Raw genomic sequence first — 17,050 nt, forward strand, 5'->3', positions numbered from 1 at the left:
TTTCAAATGACTACAATCGTTGCTGTTAAACATGATGGCCGTACCGCTATTGCTGGTGATGGTCAAGTTACAATGGGTGAAAAATATATTATGAAGGGAACTGCTCATAAAGTAAGACGCATTTATGATGACAATGTTATTATCGGTTTTGCTGGCGGAGTGGCTGATGCTATTACTTTGCAAGATTGGCTTGAAAAGAAATTAAAGGCTTACTCAGGCAATTTAAAACGTGCCGCTGTAGAATTGGCACAAGATTGGCGTAAAGACCCTACATTGCAAAAATTAGAGGCTTTGTTGATTGCTATGGACAAAGATAATCTATTGTTGATCTCTGGTAGTGGAGAAGTTATCGAACCTGATGAAGATGTTGTAGCAATTGGCTCTGGTGGTAATTTTGCTCAAGCAGCAGCCATTGCTATGCAACGTCACGCCAAAGACATGGATGCACAACAAATTGCTGTTGAAGCTATTAAAATTGCCTCAGGCATCGATATTTTTACTAATGAAAATATTATTTCAGATAAATTTTAAATTGAGGAGTTAGTCAATGGACACATTAACACCAAAACAAATTGTCGCTCAATTGGACAATTACATTATTGGACAAACAGATGCTAAAAAAGCTGTAGCGATTGCACTTTATAATCGTTATCGCCGTATGCAAGTACCAAAGAAATTGCAACAAGAAATCACACCTAAGAATTTAATGATGATCGGACCTACTGGTGTTGGTAAGACTGAAATTGCCCGCCGTTTAGCTAAAATCGTCAATGCACCATTCGTTAAAGTCGAAGCTACTAAATTTACTGAAGTAGGTTACGTTGGTCGTGATGTTGAATCGATGGTTCGTGATTTAGTTAGTATGGCAGTTTCCATGGTCGAAAAAGAAAAATTTGATGAAATCAGACCAGAGGTTCGCCGCGATGTCGATAAGAAGTTGGTTAAATTATTGGCTCCTGGTGTTAAAAAAGAAAAAAAACAAAATCCTAATGATTTTATGAGTATGCTCAATAGCATGCAAAATGGTGGTCAAAATCTTGGCAGTATTTTTGGCAATAACGAAGATACTATCGATGAGGATCCAGATCAAAATGCTGAAGTAACTGATGATATTAGAAATCAACGTCTTTCAGTTAAAGAACAACTTGATAAAGGATTACTTGAAGATGAAGAAGTAACTATCAAGGTTGAAGAATCTAAAAAAGTTGGTCCAATGGATGATCAAATGGGTCAAATGGGCATCGATATGTCAGGGATGATGGATTCATTGATGCCTAAGAAGACTATCACTAGAACTCTTCCAGTCAAAGAAGCCCGTGAATTGTTGATTCAACAAGAATCACAAAAACGTGTCGATCATGACGAGATTTATCAAAAAGCTATCGAAAGAACTCAAAATAAGGGTATCATCTTTATTGATGAGTTTGATAAGATTGCTGCTGGCGACAAGAAGACGTCCGGCGAAGTTTCTCGTGAAGGTGTCCAACGTGATATTTTGCCTATCGTTGAAGGTTCAAGAATCAATACTAAATATGGTCCAGTCGATACTGATCATATTTTGTTCATCGCTTCAGGTGCTTTTGCCGAAAGTAAACCGAGTGATTTGATTGCTGAACTTCAAGGTCGTTTCCCAATTCGTGTTGAGTTGAATGATTTGACTGAAGACGATTTCATCCAAATTTTGACAAAACCAGATAACGCTTTGACTAAGCAATATGTAGCGCTTACAAGAGCTGATGGAATTCATTTAACTTTTACTAAAGAATCTGTCGAAGAGATTGCAAAAATTGCTTTTGAATTGAATAATAGTAATCAGAACATCGGTGCAAGACGTCTTTCTACTGTCTTGGAAAAGATCTTGGCTGATATTCTATATGAAGGTCCTGATATGCAAATGGGTGATATTACTATTACACGTGAATACGTTCGTGAGCAAGTCGGTAAGATTGCTGAAGATCAAGACCTTTCACGTTATATTCTTTAGGGGGAAATTATGACAGTTTATCAATTGAAGAACGATTACTTAACATTAAAGGTTAATTCATTAGGTGCTGAAATGAACAGCATCACTAATAACGAAGATTCAGAGTTCATCTGGCAAGCGGACAAAAACGTTTGGGGCCGTCACGCTCCAGTGTTGTTCCCAATCGTTGGTCGTTTAAAGGATGACCATTATTTCGTTGATGGTAAAGAATTCAATATGACTCAACACGGATTTGCCCGTGATCAAGAATTTAGTCTTGATTCACAAACAGATTCAAAATTAGTTTTGAGCTTGACTACTAGTGAAGCTAGTCTTGAAAAGTATCCATATCACTTCAAGTTGAGAATCATTTATCAATTAGTTAAAGATACAGTACAAATTTCATATTTGGTTGATTCTTTGGAAGAAAATGATGACATGTACTTCTCAATCGGAGCACATCCAGGTTTTAGTGTTCCCTTTGACAAAGGCTTGAAGTTTGAAGATTACAAAGTATCAATTGATCCAGCAGAAACTAGAACTCACATTCCAATCGACAATCACTTGATCGACTTAAATGGTGAGAAGAAAGTTGAAAATCAAAACTTTGATATGACACGTGATTACTTCGTTGATGACGCTGTTGTTTATCGTTTAAATGATCCAGCAGAAGTTACTATTTACAGTGACAAGTCAGATCACAAGTTGACACTTGATACAGGTAATGCCAAATTCTTCGGTATGTGGTCAACATATCCTGATGATAACGGTAAGTTCATGTGTATCGAACCATGGTGGGGACTTGCTGACAAGACTGATAGCGATAATAACTTTAAGAATAAATATGCTATTAACAAATTGGCTCCTAAGGAACAATTCGAAGCATATTTCTCAATTAGCGTAAAATAATAATTAATTAAAAAAACAGAGTTTTATGATTCTTTTGAATTCATGAAGCTCTGTTTTTGTGTCTAGTAAAATTTTGCTTGTTCAAGACTTTATATAAGACGATTGAGGATATTTTTAAGTAAGCGATTACACACAGGAGTATACTGAGAATAAAGGTAAGGGGGGGCTTAGCAATGAAATTTAAATCACTATTCGAGGTAATTCCAGAAACTTGGGCAATCGAGTTCAAGGATCGTGATACGGCGCATAAGATATATGATGAGGTAAGGAGTAAATATAACGACGATTTGGGACCAATTACTGTTAATAATGATACTTGGTACATTGGAACTAAATTATCGGATGAAGAATTTAAAAAAGATATCGTAGAATTCTTAGATCAGTTTGATATCGAGCAACCTCAATATTCTGTCAATAAAACTGAAGTAGGTAGATTTTGGAATCCACTTTAAAGACAGACAAAAACCTCATTGGGCAAGATGCCTAGTGAGGTTTTTATTGAGGATTATTCCATTCCTGATTGGCTTTTACCACTGACTGAACCATCTGTAAAGGTAACGACAAAGTTAGCGCCAGTATCACCAGAAACATTGGATGAATAAGTATAATTGATAACTGATTTACCATCAACGAGCGATTCACTATAACTGTTAGGTTTTCCTAAATTAGTATGGATAGTATCGACAGATTGACCATTTTGAACAGAACTATAAGCGTCTAAGCCTAGTTTTTCTGATCGTTTAACTTTTAAACCGCTCAAAGCTTTGCTAATCGCGTGTCCATTAGCAAAGCTGACTTTAAAAGTTGAACCTAATTGACCGTTTTGGATATCGTTGTAAGTATCTTGTTCAGTTTTTACGCCTTGATTTTCAGTAATAGAAGTTGAAGAAGGTTTGCCTAAAATGTTGTGGACTGTGTCAATCGGTGTTCCACTAGTTTCGTTTAAGTAAATTCCATTGTATTGATAAAAAGTCACGCCAGTTTGTTTCTTGACTTTTTTCTTGGTAGTATCTTTTTTTGCAACTTTGGTAGTGGTTTCTTTGAAGGGACCAGTAGCAGTGAGTTTCATCCCTGCAGTTGCCCCGCCAGCCAAAATAATAATTATTATTAACCAAAACCACCAACGACTGTAAAAATGTTTGTGGTGTTTTTGTGAACGATATTGTGCCCTAGTTGGCAGGTTGTTTGAGTTCATCTAATAATCTCCCTCCTTAGTTGATAACGCTTTAAATTCATTTTATCAGTAACAATGGATAAAAGTAGTTTTATTAAAGAAAAAATTTATGTTTTAAGAATATTTTTAACTTTTATAATATCTCTTTCTTGATAAAAATATTATTTCAGTGTACTATTTCTACTAACGTTTTCATTCAGTTTAAGTTTCATCGGAGGGTTCAAAGATTTGTACCGGACAAGATGCTAAGTAGTTTTCTTCTACTGAGTGTCTTTTTTTTTACTGAATGAGTGAATGAGGGAGGTTATTTATGAAAGTATTGATTCCATATGTTAAGCGTTATCGCAAAGACGCTTATATCGCTATTATTTCAGTCATTGCCTTAGTTTTTGCGACGCTTTGGCAACCAAGATTGTTACAAGTTGTGATGAATGCAATTTTAAAGGGTGACAAAGCAACTATCTTTCAACAAGGAATCCTTTTAATTGGTTTAGCAATCATCGGTATCATTGCTGGTGTGATCAATACGATTTACTCGGCACACGTCGCTTTAGGTGTAGCAACTGATTTGCGTGCTGACTTATACAGTAAAGTACAATCGTTTGCTTACGCTGACGTTGAGAAATTTTCGGCATCCAATCTAGTTGTACGAATGACTAATGATATTAATCAAGTTCAACAGATTGTCATGGCCGGATTTCAACAGATCAGCCGAATCCCATTGTTATTTATCGGAGCATTTATTTTAGCGATGGTGACAATGCCGCAACAGTGGTGGGTTTTGATCGGTATGATGATTATTGTTTTAGGCGTTAGTTTTTACTCATATAAGAAGATGAGCGATTATTTTGGTCAAACTCAACAAAATATTGAGGACGTCAACACTGTAGCTCGTGAGAATTTAATGGGAATTCGAGTCGTTAAATCTTTTGTTCAAGAACCTAACGAGATTGACAAATTTTCAAAAGTATCAGATAAATTAACGAAAGTTACGGCTAAGATTGGTTATAATTTTGCTATTTTAATGCCAGCATTCTTTTTAACTGCTAATATTGCCGTTGCTATAGCGATTTATATCGTTGGTCAAAATGTCACGACACATCCAGCGTATCTAGCAGCAATCACTAGTTTTATTTCCTATTTGATGCAGATTTTGTTTGCTGTCATAAATGGTGGTTTTTTAATGATTGCGGCTTCTAGAGCCAATATTTCGCTAGGTAGAATTGGAGAAGTTATGGCTACCACTCCAAGTATGAACTACGTACAAGGTGATGATACGCCGGTTAGTGGCAATATTGAATTTGATCACGTTAGTTTCACTTATCCAGGCGATGAAAAACCAACTCTAAAGGATATCTCTTTTACAGTTAAAGCTGGTGAAATGATTGGTATCGTTGGTGCTACTGGATCTGGTAAAACAACTTTGGCACAGTTGATTGCCCGTTTGTATGATCCTGATTCTGGAGTCATTAAAGTCGGTGGGGTTGATATTAAACAATTGCCAGAAAAATCGCTTCGTGAAACTGTAGCCTATGTTTTACAACGTTCAACGATGTTTTCAGGAACAATTTCGGCTAACTTGCGTCAAGTCAAAGAAGATGCGACGGCTACACAAATGCAATGGGCGGCAAATATTGCTCAAGCCTCTGAATTTATTGAACGTTTGCCGCAAACTTACGACGCACCAGTTGAAGAACGTTCGTCAAACTTCTCTGGTGGTCAAAAACAACGTTTATCTATTACTCGTGGGGTCATTGCTAATCCAAAGATTTTGATCTTAGATGATGCGACCTCAGCACTTGATGCGAAGTCAGAAAAATTAGTCCAAGAAGCACTGGATAAGGATTTACGACATACCACAACAGTTGTAATTGCTGAAAAAATTTCTTCGATTATTCGGGCTGATAAGATCTTAGTTATGGATGATGGACGAGTAGTTGGCAATGGCAATCACCATCAACTAGTGGCTGATAATGCTGTTTATCAAGAAATTTACAAAACGCAAAAAGCTAGAGAGGGGGTAAAATAATGAGCGACTTGAAAAATGCTGGAAAATATTATTGGCATTATTTGAAAAAATACTGGTTCGGATTTTTAATGACATCAATTTTAATCGGTATTTCAACAGCCTGTATCGTTATTGCTCCAACTTATTTAGGAAAAGCAGTCTCTGAATTGACAACTTACTTGCAACAATGGACTGATGCAGCAACTCGTGGTAATGCTAGCTTAGGTAGTTTTCATAAGACTTTGTGGATCTACTTAGGTCTTTATATAGGAGATGCGACAACGCTTTTGATTGCCAGTTGGATCTTAGCTAGGATTACGGCTTTTTCAACTGGAACCATGCGTGTGGGAATGTTTAGAAAGATGCAACGAATGCAAGTTAAATATTTCGATTCTCACAGCGATGGCGATATTCTAGCTCGTTATACATCTGACTTGGATAATATCTTCAATGCGATGAATCAAGCTTTGATCGAAATTTTCTTGTAAGTAGCCCAATTTATCGGTTTGTTGATCGTTATGTTCAATCAAAATGTCACAATGGCTTGGGTCACAATGGCTTCCACGCCGGTGGCTTTAGTTGTAGCGGGATTCGTGATGAAAAAAGCTGGTGTGGCAGTTAATCGCCAACAAGATGACATCGGGAATTTAAACGGTTACATCAATGAACAAGTTACTGCTCAAAAAGTCATCATTACTAATGGTTTGCAAAAGGATTCTATTAAAGGTTTCTTAAAACACAACCAAACAGTTCGTAAATCAGCTATGTCTGGTTTAATTTGGTCAGGCGTTTTAAATCCTTTGATGCAAGGGATGTCCTTATTGAACACAGCTATCGTTATTTTCTTTGGTTCATGGTTTGCTTTAAACGGTACCTTGTCGACTGGAGCTGCCTTAGCTTTGGTCGTAGTGTTCGTTAACTATGCGCAACAATATTATCAACCAATCATGTCTTTAACTAGTTTGTATGGGATGATTCAGTTGGCTATCACTGGAGCTCGTCGTGTTGATGAAGTGAGACGTCAACCTGATGAAATTGCTCCTAAAAATGGTAAGTCACTTACCGGTATCAAAAAGGAACTACAAATCGATGATGTGCGCTTCAGTTATTTACCAGGAAAAGAAATCCTGCATGGCGTGTCTATTTCAGTTCATAAGGGCGAAATGGTCGCTTTAGTCGGTCCTACAGGCTCAGGTAAGACTACGGTCATGAATTTACTAAATCGCTTCTATGACGTTGACAGTGGCTCAATTACAGTAGACGGTGTGGATATTCGTGAATTTGACTTACAGAGCTTGCGAAAGAACGTTGGAATCGTCCTTCAAGATCCACAATTATTCTCAGGTACGATTGCTGACAACATTCGTTACGGTGACCCAAGTGCTTCAATGAATCGGGTGATCGATGCTGCTAAACAAGCCAATATTCATGAATTCATTACGAGTTTGCCAGACGGCTATAAAACTCAGGTTTCAGATGAACAAAGCGTATTTTCAGCCGGTCAAAAGCAACTGATGTCAATCGCTAGAACGATTTTGACTAATCCTCAACTATTGATCTTGGATGAAGCTACGTCTAACGTTGATACGGTCACGGAAGCTAATATTCAAGCAGCCATGGATCGAGTAATTCAAGGCCGAACAAGTTTTGTCATTGCCCATCGTTTGAAGACGATTTTGAATGCTGACAAGATTGTGGTCTTAAAAGATGGTCAAATTATTGAACAAGGTAATCATCAAGCGCTTTTAGAAAAGAATGGTTTTTATGCCGGACTTTATAAAGATCAAATGGTTACAAATTAACGCAAAAAAGCAGATCAAGATTAAATTTCTTGACCTGCTTTTTATATGGAATTATTTTTGATTTTTCTTAGCTTGCTGCTTTTTGTACTGTAAACCAATTGGAACCAAATTCTCTTTGCCCTTGAGTAGTCGCTTGATATTTGGAATATGACGAACGTAAATAATGACAGTAACTATAGCGGCGACGGTACTTAAGATCCAGTCGTGCAAAAATAGTGAAGCAATGGTAAAGAAGAGCACTGTTGTTAAACTAGCAACACTGACCATACTTGTGACATAAACAATTGTAGCTAAAACAATAAAACAAATTGTGAATAGCAAAGGATTGTATGCTAGTAAGATACCAGCACTAGTGGCAACAGCTTTACCACCTCTAAATTTCAAGAAAATTGAGAAACAATGACCAATGACGGCACAAATTCCCACGAATAAGACCCAATGGTGATCCAATCTAAAGAAAACAGGCATCAAAGCTCCTAAAGTTCCCTTTAAAATATCGATTATTAAGACTAGTGTTCCGGCGTATTTACCGAAGACCCGGTAAGCATTTGTGGTTCCAACGTTACCACTGCCGTATTCAAAGATGTTTTTATGGAAAAAGATTTTTCCGACTAGATAGGCCGTTGGAAATGAGCCGATTAAATAGGCTAAAATGGCACAAATGAGAAGTTTCATTAAAAAATCACTCTCTCAGCTTTATTTTTTGGTATATTGTAATTCTATGGTGTTTTACAAAAATTATAAATACCAACTTAGACATTATCCACTATTTTCACTAAAAATAAAAGATTTCTCTTGAATACGAACGTATATTCGTATAATGTGAATAGTGTTATAATACTAAAATAACCGCAAGTAGTAAATGAAAAAGGAATGATATAAATGCCAAAATCATCTTATGATGATTCGTCAATTCAAATCCTTGAAGGATTAGAAGCTGTACGAAAAAGACCTGGTATGTACATTGGTTCCACAGATTCACGTGGATTACATCACTTGGTCTATGAAATTGTCGATAACGCAGTCGATGAAGCTCTATCAGGATTTGGTAAGGAGATCAATGTCACTATCAACAAAGATAGCAGCATTACAGTCGTTGACCATGGTCGAGGGATGCCAACGGGAATGCATTCTTCAGGTCGTCCAACGATCGAAGTTATCTTAACGGTCCTACATGCCGGAGGTAAATTCTCTGAAAATAGTTATAAAACTTCTGGTGGTCTACACGGTGTAGGTTCATCAGTTGTAAACGCTTTGTCTGAATGGATGACAGTTCGAGTCGTTCGTGATCACAAAGTCTATGAAGAACGCTTTGAAAACGGTGGTCATCCCGTTGGAACCTTGAAAAAGACTGGATCAACTAAAGAAGGCAGCGGAACGACTATTAGTTTTAAGCCTGATAGCACGATTTTTCAAACAACCAAATTTAATTTCGATACCTTAGCCGAAAGACTTCGTGAGTCAGCTTTCTTGCTCAAAGGTGTTAAATTCACCATCACTGATAAGCGTGGTGAAGAAGACAAAGAAGAAGTTTTCCATTACGAGGATGGGATTCAATCATTTGTTAAATACCTCAACGAAGGAAAGGATGCTCTAGGTGGAATTTTCTACGTAGAGGGCACTAATTCAGATATTGAAATCGAATTTTCTGGTCAATACAATGACGGTTATTCTGAAAACATTATCTCGTTTGTTAATAACGTCCGTACTGCTGATGGTGGGACGCACGAAGCCGGAATGAAGTCTGGTTTAACTAAAGCGTTTAACGACTATGCAAGAAAAGTTGGACTATTAAAAGAAAATAGTAAGAACCTCGAAGGTAGCGATGTTCGTGAAGGTTTGTCAGCAATTATTTCTGTTCGTATTCCCGAAGAAATTTTGCAATTTGAAGGTCAAACTAAGGGTAAATTAGGAACACCTCAAGCAAGATCTGCTGTTGATCAATTAGTTTATGAACAAATGAGCTTTTACTTAATGGAAAATGGTGAGCAGGCACAAATGCTCGTCAAAAAAGCCCTCAAAGCTCGTGAAGCTAGAGATGCTGCTAGAAAAGCTCGTGAAAGTACTCGTAGTGGTAAGAAGAACAAGAAGACTGACGGTTTATTGTCTGGTAAGTTGACACCCGCTCAATCGAAGAATCCTGATAAGAATGAGTTATTCTTAGTCGAGGGTGATTCTGCCGGTGGCTCTGCTAAACAAGGCCGAGACAGAAAGTTCCAAGCTATCTTGCCATTGCGTGGTAAGGTTTTGAATACTCAAAAGGCTAAACTAGAAGATATCTACAAAAATGAAGAAATCAACACGATGATCTATACGATCGGTGCTGGCGTTGGAGCTGACTTCAAACTAGAAGACAGAAATTATGACAAGATCATCATCATGACTGATGCCGATGATGATGGTTCTCACATTCAAATCCTGTTATTGACCTTCTTCTATCGTTATATGCGACCACTTGTTGAATCAGGTCATGTTTATATTGCCTTGTCGCCACTTTATCGTTTGCAAAAAGGTAAAGGTGCTAAGACGAAGACTAAATACGCTTGGACGCCAGATGAACTAAAAGATGGCATCAAAGAAATGGGTAAAGGTTACGACTTACAACGATTCAAAGGTTTAGGTGAAATGAATGCTGACCAGCTTTGGAAGACAACAATGGATCCAGCTAACCGTATTTTGATTCGAGTCAATATCGATGATGCTGCATTAGCAGAACGTCGTGTAACTACTCTAATGGGCGACAAAGTTAAACCACGTCGTGATTGGATCGAAGAAAATGTTCGCTTCAACGGAACTGAAGAAGGGGACAATATCCTTGAAAAAGTCGATGCAACTGACCCAATCGATAGTAAAATCGTTGACGATTTATTGAATAAGGAATAGGTGATAAATAGTGACTGAAAGTTCTCCTAAAATTCAAGATATCTCGCTCGAAAAAATCATGGGAGATCGATTTGCGAGATATTCAAAATCAATTATTCAAGAAAGAGCTTTGCCAGACATTCGAGATGGTTTGAAACCAGTTCAACGTCGAATTTTGTATTCAATGTTTTTGGATGGCAACACGTATGACAAGGGTTTTCGTAAGTCAGCCAAGGGTGTTGGTAACGTTATGGGTAATTTCCACCCTCATGGTGACTCTTCAATTTATGAAGCAATGGTACGACTTTCCCAAGACTGGAAATTACGTGAGCCTTTAATTGAAATGCACGGTAATAACGGTTCGATGGATGGTGATCCACCAGCTGCCATGCGTTATACTGAAGCTCGCTTGAGCAAGATATCAACAGAAATGTTACGTGATATCAACAAAGGTACCGTCGATGAAGAATGGAACTTCGATGATACTGAAAAAGAACCTAAGGTTTTGCCAGCTAGATTTCCTAATCTGTTAGTTAATGGTGCAACTGGTATTTCAGCTGGTTATGCGACAGAGATTCCACCACATAATTTGGGTGAAGTGATCGACGCTACGGTCAAGATGATCGACAACCCAGATATTACTTTGGATGAATTGATGAAGATCGTTAAAGGACCGGATTTTCCAACTGGTGGTATTTTACAAGGAAAAGCTGGTATTAAAGAAGCTTATCAAACTGGACGCGGTAAGGTTTATCTTCGTTCTAAGACGACGATTCAAGAGCTTCGCGGTCATAAATCACAAATTGTGATCACAGAGATTCCTTATGAAGTTAATAAAGCTCAATTAGTTAAAAAGATGGATGAAATCAGAGTTCTCAAAAAAGTTGAAGGTATCGCTGAAGTTCGTGATGAGTCCGACCGTCAAGGTCTATCGATCGTTGTCGAATTAAAACGGGATGTCGATGCTAACGGAATTTTGAACTACTTGTTCAAGAATACTGATTTGCAAGTTTCATATAACTTCAATATGGTGGCTATCGCTGATATGTCGCCACAACAAGTCGGTTTGATTCAAATCTTGAAGGAATACATCAAGCACCAAGAAGAGGTTGTTTTACGTCGGAGTCAATTTGATCTAGCTAAAGCTAAGAAACGTTTACACATCGTTGAAGGTTTGATCAAAGCTTTGTCGATTCTTGATAAAGTAATTAAAACTATTCGGGGCAGTAAGAATAAATCTGACGCAAAGAATAATTTGATCAAATCGTATAAATTTACTGATGAACAAGCAGAAGCTATCGTTTCTTTGCAACTTTATCGTTTGACGAATACTGATGTGACAGAACTTGAAAAAGAAGATCAAGAGTTGAATGACCAGATTACATCTTTGAATAAGATCATCGATGATCATCAAACTTTGATGAATGTCATCAAAAAAGAACTATTAACAGTTCGTGATACGTACGCTGACAAACGTCGGACTAAGATTGAGGCTAAAGTTGAAGAAATTGAAGTTGATACTTCAGTTATGGTTGCTAGTGAAGATGTTCGTCTATTAGTTAGTCATGATGGTTACGTTAAACGTAGTAGTTTGCGTTCTTATCAGGCTTCCAGTCCAGATGACAATGGTCTAAAGGATGAAGATTATCCAATTATCGATCAAAACGTCAATACGCTTGATCACGTCTTTATTTTTACTGACAAGGGTAATTTGATCTATCGTCAGATTTTTGAAATCGAAGATAGTCGTTGGAAAGACACTGGGTCTCATTTGTCTCAACAAGTTGGTTTGGATACTGATGAATCGATTCTTAAGGCTTTTGTCTTTAAGGATTTGAAGGAAACGGGTAATTTCTTGATTGCGACAAATGAAAACTACATCAAACAAGTTGCATTCAGTGACTTATTACCGGGACGTACGTATAAGTCTCGAGCTTCGAAGTATTGCAAGATCAAATCAGCTGATGCTAGAGTTATGAACGTTTACTACTTAGCCAGTGATTCATCTGATTTAGTCTATGTCTTTACGAAACATTCTTATGCTTCAGCCTTTCCAGTTTCTGAAGTGCCAGTAGTCAGTGGTAAAGCCATTGGTGTTAAATTTGTCAGTCTAAAAGCTGATGATCAATTGGCTGGATATTTCTTATCAGCTGATGAAAGTGAAAAAATTGCTTTATTGACGCAACGTGGTTCGTATAAACAAATGAAGTTATCTGAAATACCTGTAACTAGTCGAGCTCGTCGGGGAGTTTTGACATTACGTGAATTAAAACGTAACCCACATCGAGTTCAATTAGTAACTAACCTTACTAATGATGAATCGATTTCAATCATTACTGATGCTAATAAAGAGATAACGATCGATCGTACCAGTCATCAAAGCACCGACCGTTATTCCAATGGTTCATTCATCATGGATCCAGAAACAGATGGTACTCCAGTTAGATTTGTCAAAAAAATTGAAGAAAAATAGGATATAAAGAGCATAGTTTTGTGTTATATAGTATTATTATCTTATTAAATATATTAATTTTTACTATGACAAATAATTAGGAGGATTCTTTATTGCTGGACGAAAAATCAAGAAGAGTCTTTAGTTCCAAAGCTTTGAATTACTTTGATGAGTTGACGAAAAATATGAGTTATACCAAAACAGCTCAAATATTAGGTATTACACAGCCAGCTTTGACTCAACAAATCAAAAAAATTGAACGCGTGGTGGGAGCTCCATTGTTTTACAGTGTTGGTAAGAAAATTTATTTAACTGACGCCGGAACATCCCTCCTAAAGGCTACACACCAAATGTTTGATTTGATCAACAATGTGACCGATCAAATTCAACAAGCATCATCAGAAAAAAGTGGTACGATCAGCATCGGTTTATTATCAACGGCTGAGTCGGTTGTGATCGAAGACTTTATTGTCGAATACAATCGCATCAATCCAAATGTTGTGATCGATTTGAACTTGTTAACTCGAAAAGAACTTTGGGATAGTATCCAAAATAATCGAATTGATTTAGCAATTATGTATTTACCAGATCGAAATATTAAAAGTTGGAAAATTTACAAGTCTAAAAAGATCATTAGTGATAATATAATGTTGATTCACAATAATGAGAAATTCAGCAAGAAAAAATCAGTTTGTTACAAGGATGCAACGCAAAAGCCTTGGGCAACGTATTTGAAGAGCTATTATTTCTCAGAACTATTGCAAGAGCGTTATCGGGATGCTTTAGTAGACTTGCCAAAAGTAATTGCGAGATTTTCGTCTCCATATCAACTTTTGAAATTTGCTCAAGAATCCGACGATGTTTACACAGTTTTACCATTGAGTTTTTGCATTGCGCATGAACCAATGTTTAAACTTTATCAAACACCACTTGAACCAGCTATATCAAGTGATTTATCATTTGTATATCGAGAAGATAAAGAGAAGATTCCACGAATTCAAGAATTCTTGGATGAATGGGACAATTTCTTAGATAAAATGAGCTATATTGATCGTTTGAAATCTTCAAGATAAATTATTTTATAAAAGGGGTATAAAACAACATGCCAGAAAAAGAATTAGTATTTGGACACAAGAATCCTGATACAGATGCTGTCTCAGCAGCTATCGCTTATTCATACTTACAAAAAAAATTAGGCTACAATACAGAAGCTGTAGCTTTGGGTGAACCAAACCTAGAAACAAAATTTGTTTACGATCACTTCGATGTTAAATTCCCACGTGTAATTTCTGCTATTGATGGGGAAGTTAAGAAAGTTATGCTTGTGGACCACAACGAAAGACAACAAAGTGTCAGCGATATCGATACTGTTGAAGTTACTCACGTAGTTGATCACCACCGTATTGCTAACTTTGAAACTGATTTGCCATTGTATTACCGTGCTGAACCACTAGGTTGTGTAAGTACGATCGTTTGGAAGATGTACAACGAATCAGAAGTAGAAATCCCTGAAAAGATTGCTGCTATCATGGCATCATCAATCATTTCTGATACATTGCTATTGAAATCACCTACAACAACAGACGAAGATCGTGATGCTCTTAAGGACTTAAGTAAGATTGCTGGAATCGATTATGAAACTTATGGTCTTGAAATGTTAAAAGCTGGTACAAACCTAGACAGCAAGTCAACTCAAGAATTAATCGATATGGATGCTAAGAGCTTTGACATGAATGGTACTAGTGTTCGTGTAGCTCAAGTCAATACTGTTGATGTTGAAGACACTTTGAAACGTGAAGCTGACTTTGTTAAAGACATCAAAGCAGAAAATGCTGACAAAGGTTATAACTTGTTTGTTCTTTTGATTACTAATATCTTGACTAGTGATACTACTGGTGTTGTTATTGGTGACGACGATGCTATCAGCAAGTTTGAAACAGCTTTGAATACTAAAGTTGAAGATAACAAAGCCGCTTTACCTGGCGTTGTTTCACGTAAGAAGCAAGTTGTTCCTCCATTGAACGAACAATTTTAATTAATTAAATGAATTTAGCTCTTTTAGGGTAGCTTTATATGGTGCAAACTAAAAGGGCTTTTTTATTGAGTAAGTTATGTTTTAGTAGCAATATGCCGTCCTCCATAGCAAAGAAAATTTGGCTGGAACGTAGTGGGTCGACTTGGAGCCTTTGCTAAGTCCAAAACCGGGCAAAGTCTTCAAGCTCGGCCTTTCACTACTGAGCCAATTTTCTTTGCTATTCCGGACTAGAGAGTTGTTTTATATTTTTATACGATTAAACAAATAAGCATCTATTCGGATAATGGCAGTCGTTAATCGACTATATCTGAATTGATGCTATTTTTGACTTTGAATTATTTGAAATAAACAATAAATGACGTTATCTAGTCGGTAGTGGTAGCTTGTGTGGAAGACGGAAATTTACATTAACCAAAATTTAGTAAGAGGCATTTATTGTTTAGTAAAACGACGGCATTTAGCATCAACCTAATACCTGATTGATGAGACGTCTTTTAATGAATTTCAATAAGTTCGAATATAAAATATATTTTATGATAACGATTTACGAAAAGAAATGTTTGATTTACAGAATAAAAATTATGTTTAGATAATTAAATAATTGTAAACGGTTCCCATGCTGTCACAGCACAAAGATATCAAAAAAATAAAATATTTCTCATGATATTTTTAATGAAAACGAACTTTTTTCTTGAAAACGCATTCTCGTTTTTGATATAATATCCACATTGTTGAAAAATTGCTTTGTTATTTTGAACTAAAGGGAGTTTGTAAAAAAATGAGTATGGTAAATATTTTAATTGGACTAATGCCGATGATTGGTTGGGGATTGTACCCAATCTTAACTGGTAAATTTGGAGGAAAGCCAGTTAACCAAATTATTGGTTCAACATACGGTACATTTTTGTCCGCAGTCGTAGTAGCACTTGTTACTCAAACACCGCTTCTAAGTGGTAAAGCTTTGCTATTCACCTTCTTATCTGGTGTTTGTTGGTCAGCTGCTCAATCATTAGTTTTCTACGCCTTTGCTGAGATGGGTGTTTCAAAAACTATGCCAGTATCAACTGGTTTTCAATTGATTGGTACATCACTTTGGGGTGTAATCGTTTTAGGTGAATGGCCTGGTATTACGGCTAAACTATTTGGTGGTTTTGCAATTCTTTTGATCATTATCGGAGTCTACTTGACTACTTACAGTGAAAAGAAAGTTTCTGAGAGTGAATCAGGCATTGTTAAAGGTATTACATTAGTATTAATTGCTACAATTGGTTATGTTGGTTATTCAGCCTTTCCACAAGCAGTAACAATCAACGGTTTCGAGGCCTTCTTGCCACAAGCCTTTGGTATGGCAGTTGCCGCAACTGTTTTCGGTTTTCTTACTAAGAGTAATCGTGAAGCTAAGCCTTATAAGTCAAAGAGTACTTATCTAAATATCATCAGTGGTATCTTCTTCGCTTTCGCTGCTGCAACTTACTTGATTTCATCTCGTAAAGACGTTAACGGATTAGCTACTGGTTTCACACTTTCACAAATGAACGTTATTATTGCTACATTAGGTAGTATCTACTTCCTTCATGAAAGTAAGACACGTAAAGAAATGATTATGGTTCTTTCTGGACTAGTACTAGTAGTTATTGCTGGTGTTATCACGGCTTTCTTATAAAATATAAACAAAAACACGCTGGAAAATTAATTCCAACGTGTTTTTGTTTATATATCAGAGAGTTTATAAGTTTATTGGTTTATATCTTTTTCAATTTATACAAAATTGGGAGGATATTTATTTGTATATGGCAGATTGTAAAATATAACTGAACACTAGTGGACACAAAAACCCATAAAGGT

At 36.7% G+C, this 17,050-nt stretch carries 12 protein-coding genes and 1 pseudogene; 11 read left to right on the forward strand and 2 right to left on the reverse strand.

Annotation, left to right across the window (positions count from 1 at the left end; genetic code table 11):
• The first annotated feature begins 6 nt into the window (after positions 1 to 6).
• The 4 genes from hslV (at position 7) to FC88_RS09050 (ending at position 3,324) form a co-directional block, all read left to right on the forward strand.
• A complete protein-coding gene (hslV, locus tag FC88_RS09035) occupies positions 7 to 531 on the forward strand; it encodes an HslVU peptidase proteolytic subunit (protein ID WP_057814868.1) in 525 nt (174 codons plus the stop codon).
• Between the two features lie 16 nt (positions 532 to 547).
• The gene (hslU, locus tag FC88_RS09040) at positions 548 to 1,984 is read left to right on the forward strand and encodes an ATP-dependent protease ATPase subunit HslU (RefSeq protein WP_057814870.1); all 1,437 of its coding nucleotides are present in this window, start codon (positions 548 to 550) and stop codon (positions 1,982 to 1,984) included.
• A gap of 9 nt (positions 1,985 to 1,993) precedes the next feature.
• On the forward strand, positions 1,994 to 2,872 hold the full coding sequence (locus FC88_RS09045; protein ID WP_057814872.1) for an aldose 1-epimerase family protein: 879 nt from the start codon (positions 1,994 to 1,996) through the stop codon (positions 2,870 to 2,872).
• Positions 2,873 to 3,045: 173 nt separating this feature from the next.
• On the forward strand, positions 3,046 to 3,324 hold the full coding sequence (locus FC88_RS09050; protein ID WP_057814874.1) for a hypothetical protein: 279 nt from the start codon (positions 3,046 to 3,048) through the stop codon (positions 3,322 to 3,324).
• A 53-nt stretch (positions 3,325 to 3,377) separates the two neighbouring features.
• Here FC88_RS09050 and FC88_RS09055 read toward each other — a convergent pair whose 3' ends face one another.
• The gene (locus FC88_RS09055) at positions 3,378 to 4,067 is read right to left on the reverse strand and encodes a DUF3862 domain-containing protein (RefSeq protein ID WP_057814876.1); all 690 of its coding nucleotides are present in this window, start codon (positions 4,065 to 4,067) and stop codon (positions 3,378 to 3,380) included.
• Positions 4,068 to 4,356: 289 nt separating this feature from the next.
• On the opposite strand from FC88_RS09055, the gene FC88_RS09060 reads away from it, so the two are divergent.
• Positions 4,357 to 6,075 carry an ABC transporter ATP-binding protein gene (locus FC88_RS09060; RefSeq protein ID WP_057814878.1) on the forward strand — a complete coding sequence of 573 codons (1,719 nt, stop codon included), beginning with the start codon at positions 4,357 to 4,359 and terminating at the stop codon, positions 6,073 to 6,075.
• Positions 6,075 to 7,856: pseudogene (locus tag FC88_RS09065) on the forward strand (ABC transporter ATP-binding protein). Before FC88_RS09060 ends, FC88_RS09065 begins: the two are co-directional and overlap by 1 nt.
• Before the next feature lie 51 nt (positions 7,857 to 7,907).
• Here FC88_RS09065 and plsY read toward each other — a convergent pair.
• Positions 7,908 to 8,531: a glycerol-3-phosphate 1-O-acyltransferase PlsY gene (gene plsY / locus FC88_RS09070; protein ID WP_057814880.1), complete on the reverse strand. Its 624-nt coding sequence runs from the start codon at positions 8,529 to 8,531 to the stop codon at positions 7,908 to 7,910.
• A gap of 207 nt (positions 8,532 to 8,738) precedes the next feature.
• Between plsY and parE the strand changes: the two genes are divergently transcribed.
• The 5 genes from parE to rbsU all read left to right on the forward strand — a co-directional run bounded on the left by parE (position 8,739) and on the right by rbsU (position 16,868).
• Positions 8,739 to 10,739, forward strand: a complete 2,001-nt coding sequence (gene parE, locus FC88_RS09075; RefSeq protein ID WP_057814882.1) for a DNA topoisomerase IV subunit B — start codon at positions 8,739 to 8,741, stop codon at positions 10,737 to 10,739.
• Between the two features lie 10 nt (positions 10,740 to 10,749).
• A complete protein-coding gene (gene parC / locus FC88_RS09080; RefSeq protein ID WP_083484624.1) occupies positions 10,750 to 13,191 on the forward strand; it encodes a DNA topoisomerase IV subunit A in 2,442 nt (813 codons plus the stop codon).
• A gap of 95 nt (positions 13,192 to 13,286) precedes the next feature.
• Positions 13,287 to 14,243: a LysR family transcriptional regulator gene (locus FC88_RS09085; RefSeq protein ID WP_412030877.1), complete on the forward strand. Its 957-nt coding sequence runs from the start codon at positions 13,287 to 13,289 to the stop codon at positions 14,241 to 14,243.
• A 29-nt stretch (positions 14,244 to 14,272) separates the two neighbouring features.
• A complete protein-coding gene (locus FC88_RS09090) occupies positions 14,273 to 15,205 on the forward strand; it encodes a manganese-dependent inorganic pyrophosphatase (protein WP_057814886.1) in 933 nt (310 codons plus the stop codon).
• 778 nt (positions 15,206 to 15,983) lie between these two features.
• Positions 15,984 to 16,868 carry a ribose/proton symporter RbsU gene (gene rbsU / locus FC88_RS09095; protein WP_057814888.1) on the forward strand — a complete coding sequence of 295 codons (885 nt, stop codon included), beginning with the start codon at positions 15,984 to 15,986 and terminating at the stop codon, positions 16,866 to 16,868.
• Positions 16,869 to 17,050: the final 182 nt, after the last annotated feature.

It is taken from the genome of Companilactobacillus futsaii JCM 17355 (assembly GCF_001435505.1).
GTDB lineage: Bacteria > Bacillota > Bacilli > Lactobacillales > Lactobacillaceae > Companilactobacillus > Companilactobacillus futsaii.

Excerpts from the sequence above, each read along its gene's own strand:
- FC88_RS09050 (WP_057814874.1), top strand. The coding sequence starts at position 3,046 with ATGAAATTTAAATCACTATTCGAGGTAATTCCAGAAACTTGGGCAATC.
- plsY (WP_057814880.1), bottom strand. The coding sequence starts at position 8,531 with ATGAAACTTCTCATTTGTGCCATTTTAGCCTATTTAATCGGCTCATTT.
- hslU (WP_057814870.1), top strand. The coding sequence starts at position 548 with ATGGACACATTAACACCAAAACAAATTGTCGCTCAATTGGACAATTAC.
- rbsU (WP_057814888.1), top strand. The coding sequence starts at position 15,984 with ATGAGTATGGTAAATATTTTAATTGGACTAATGCCGATGATTGGTTGG.
- FC88_RS09090 (WP_057814886.1), top strand. The coding sequence starts at position 14,273 with ATGCCAGAAAAAGAATTAGTATTTGGACACAAGAATCCTGATACAGAT.
- hslV (WP_057814868.1), top strand. The coding sequence starts at position 7 with ATGACTACAATCGTTGCTGTTAAACATGATGGCCGTACCGCTATTGCT.
- FC88_RS09060 (WP_057814878.1), top strand. The coding sequence starts at position 4,357 with ATGAAAGTATTGATTCCATATGTTAAGCGTTATCGCAAAGACGCTTAT.
- FC88_RS09045 (WP_057814872.1), top strand. The coding sequence starts at position 1,994 with ATGACAGTTTATCAATTGAAGAACGATTACTTAACATTAAAGGTTAAT.
- FC88_RS09055 (WP_057814876.1), bottom strand. The coding sequence starts at position 4,067 with ATGAACTCAAACAACCTGCCAACTAGGGCACAATATCGTTCACAAAAA.
- parE (WP_057814882.1), top strand. The coding sequence starts at position 8,739 with ATGCCAAAATCATCTTATGATGATTCGTCAATTCAAATCCTTGAAGGA.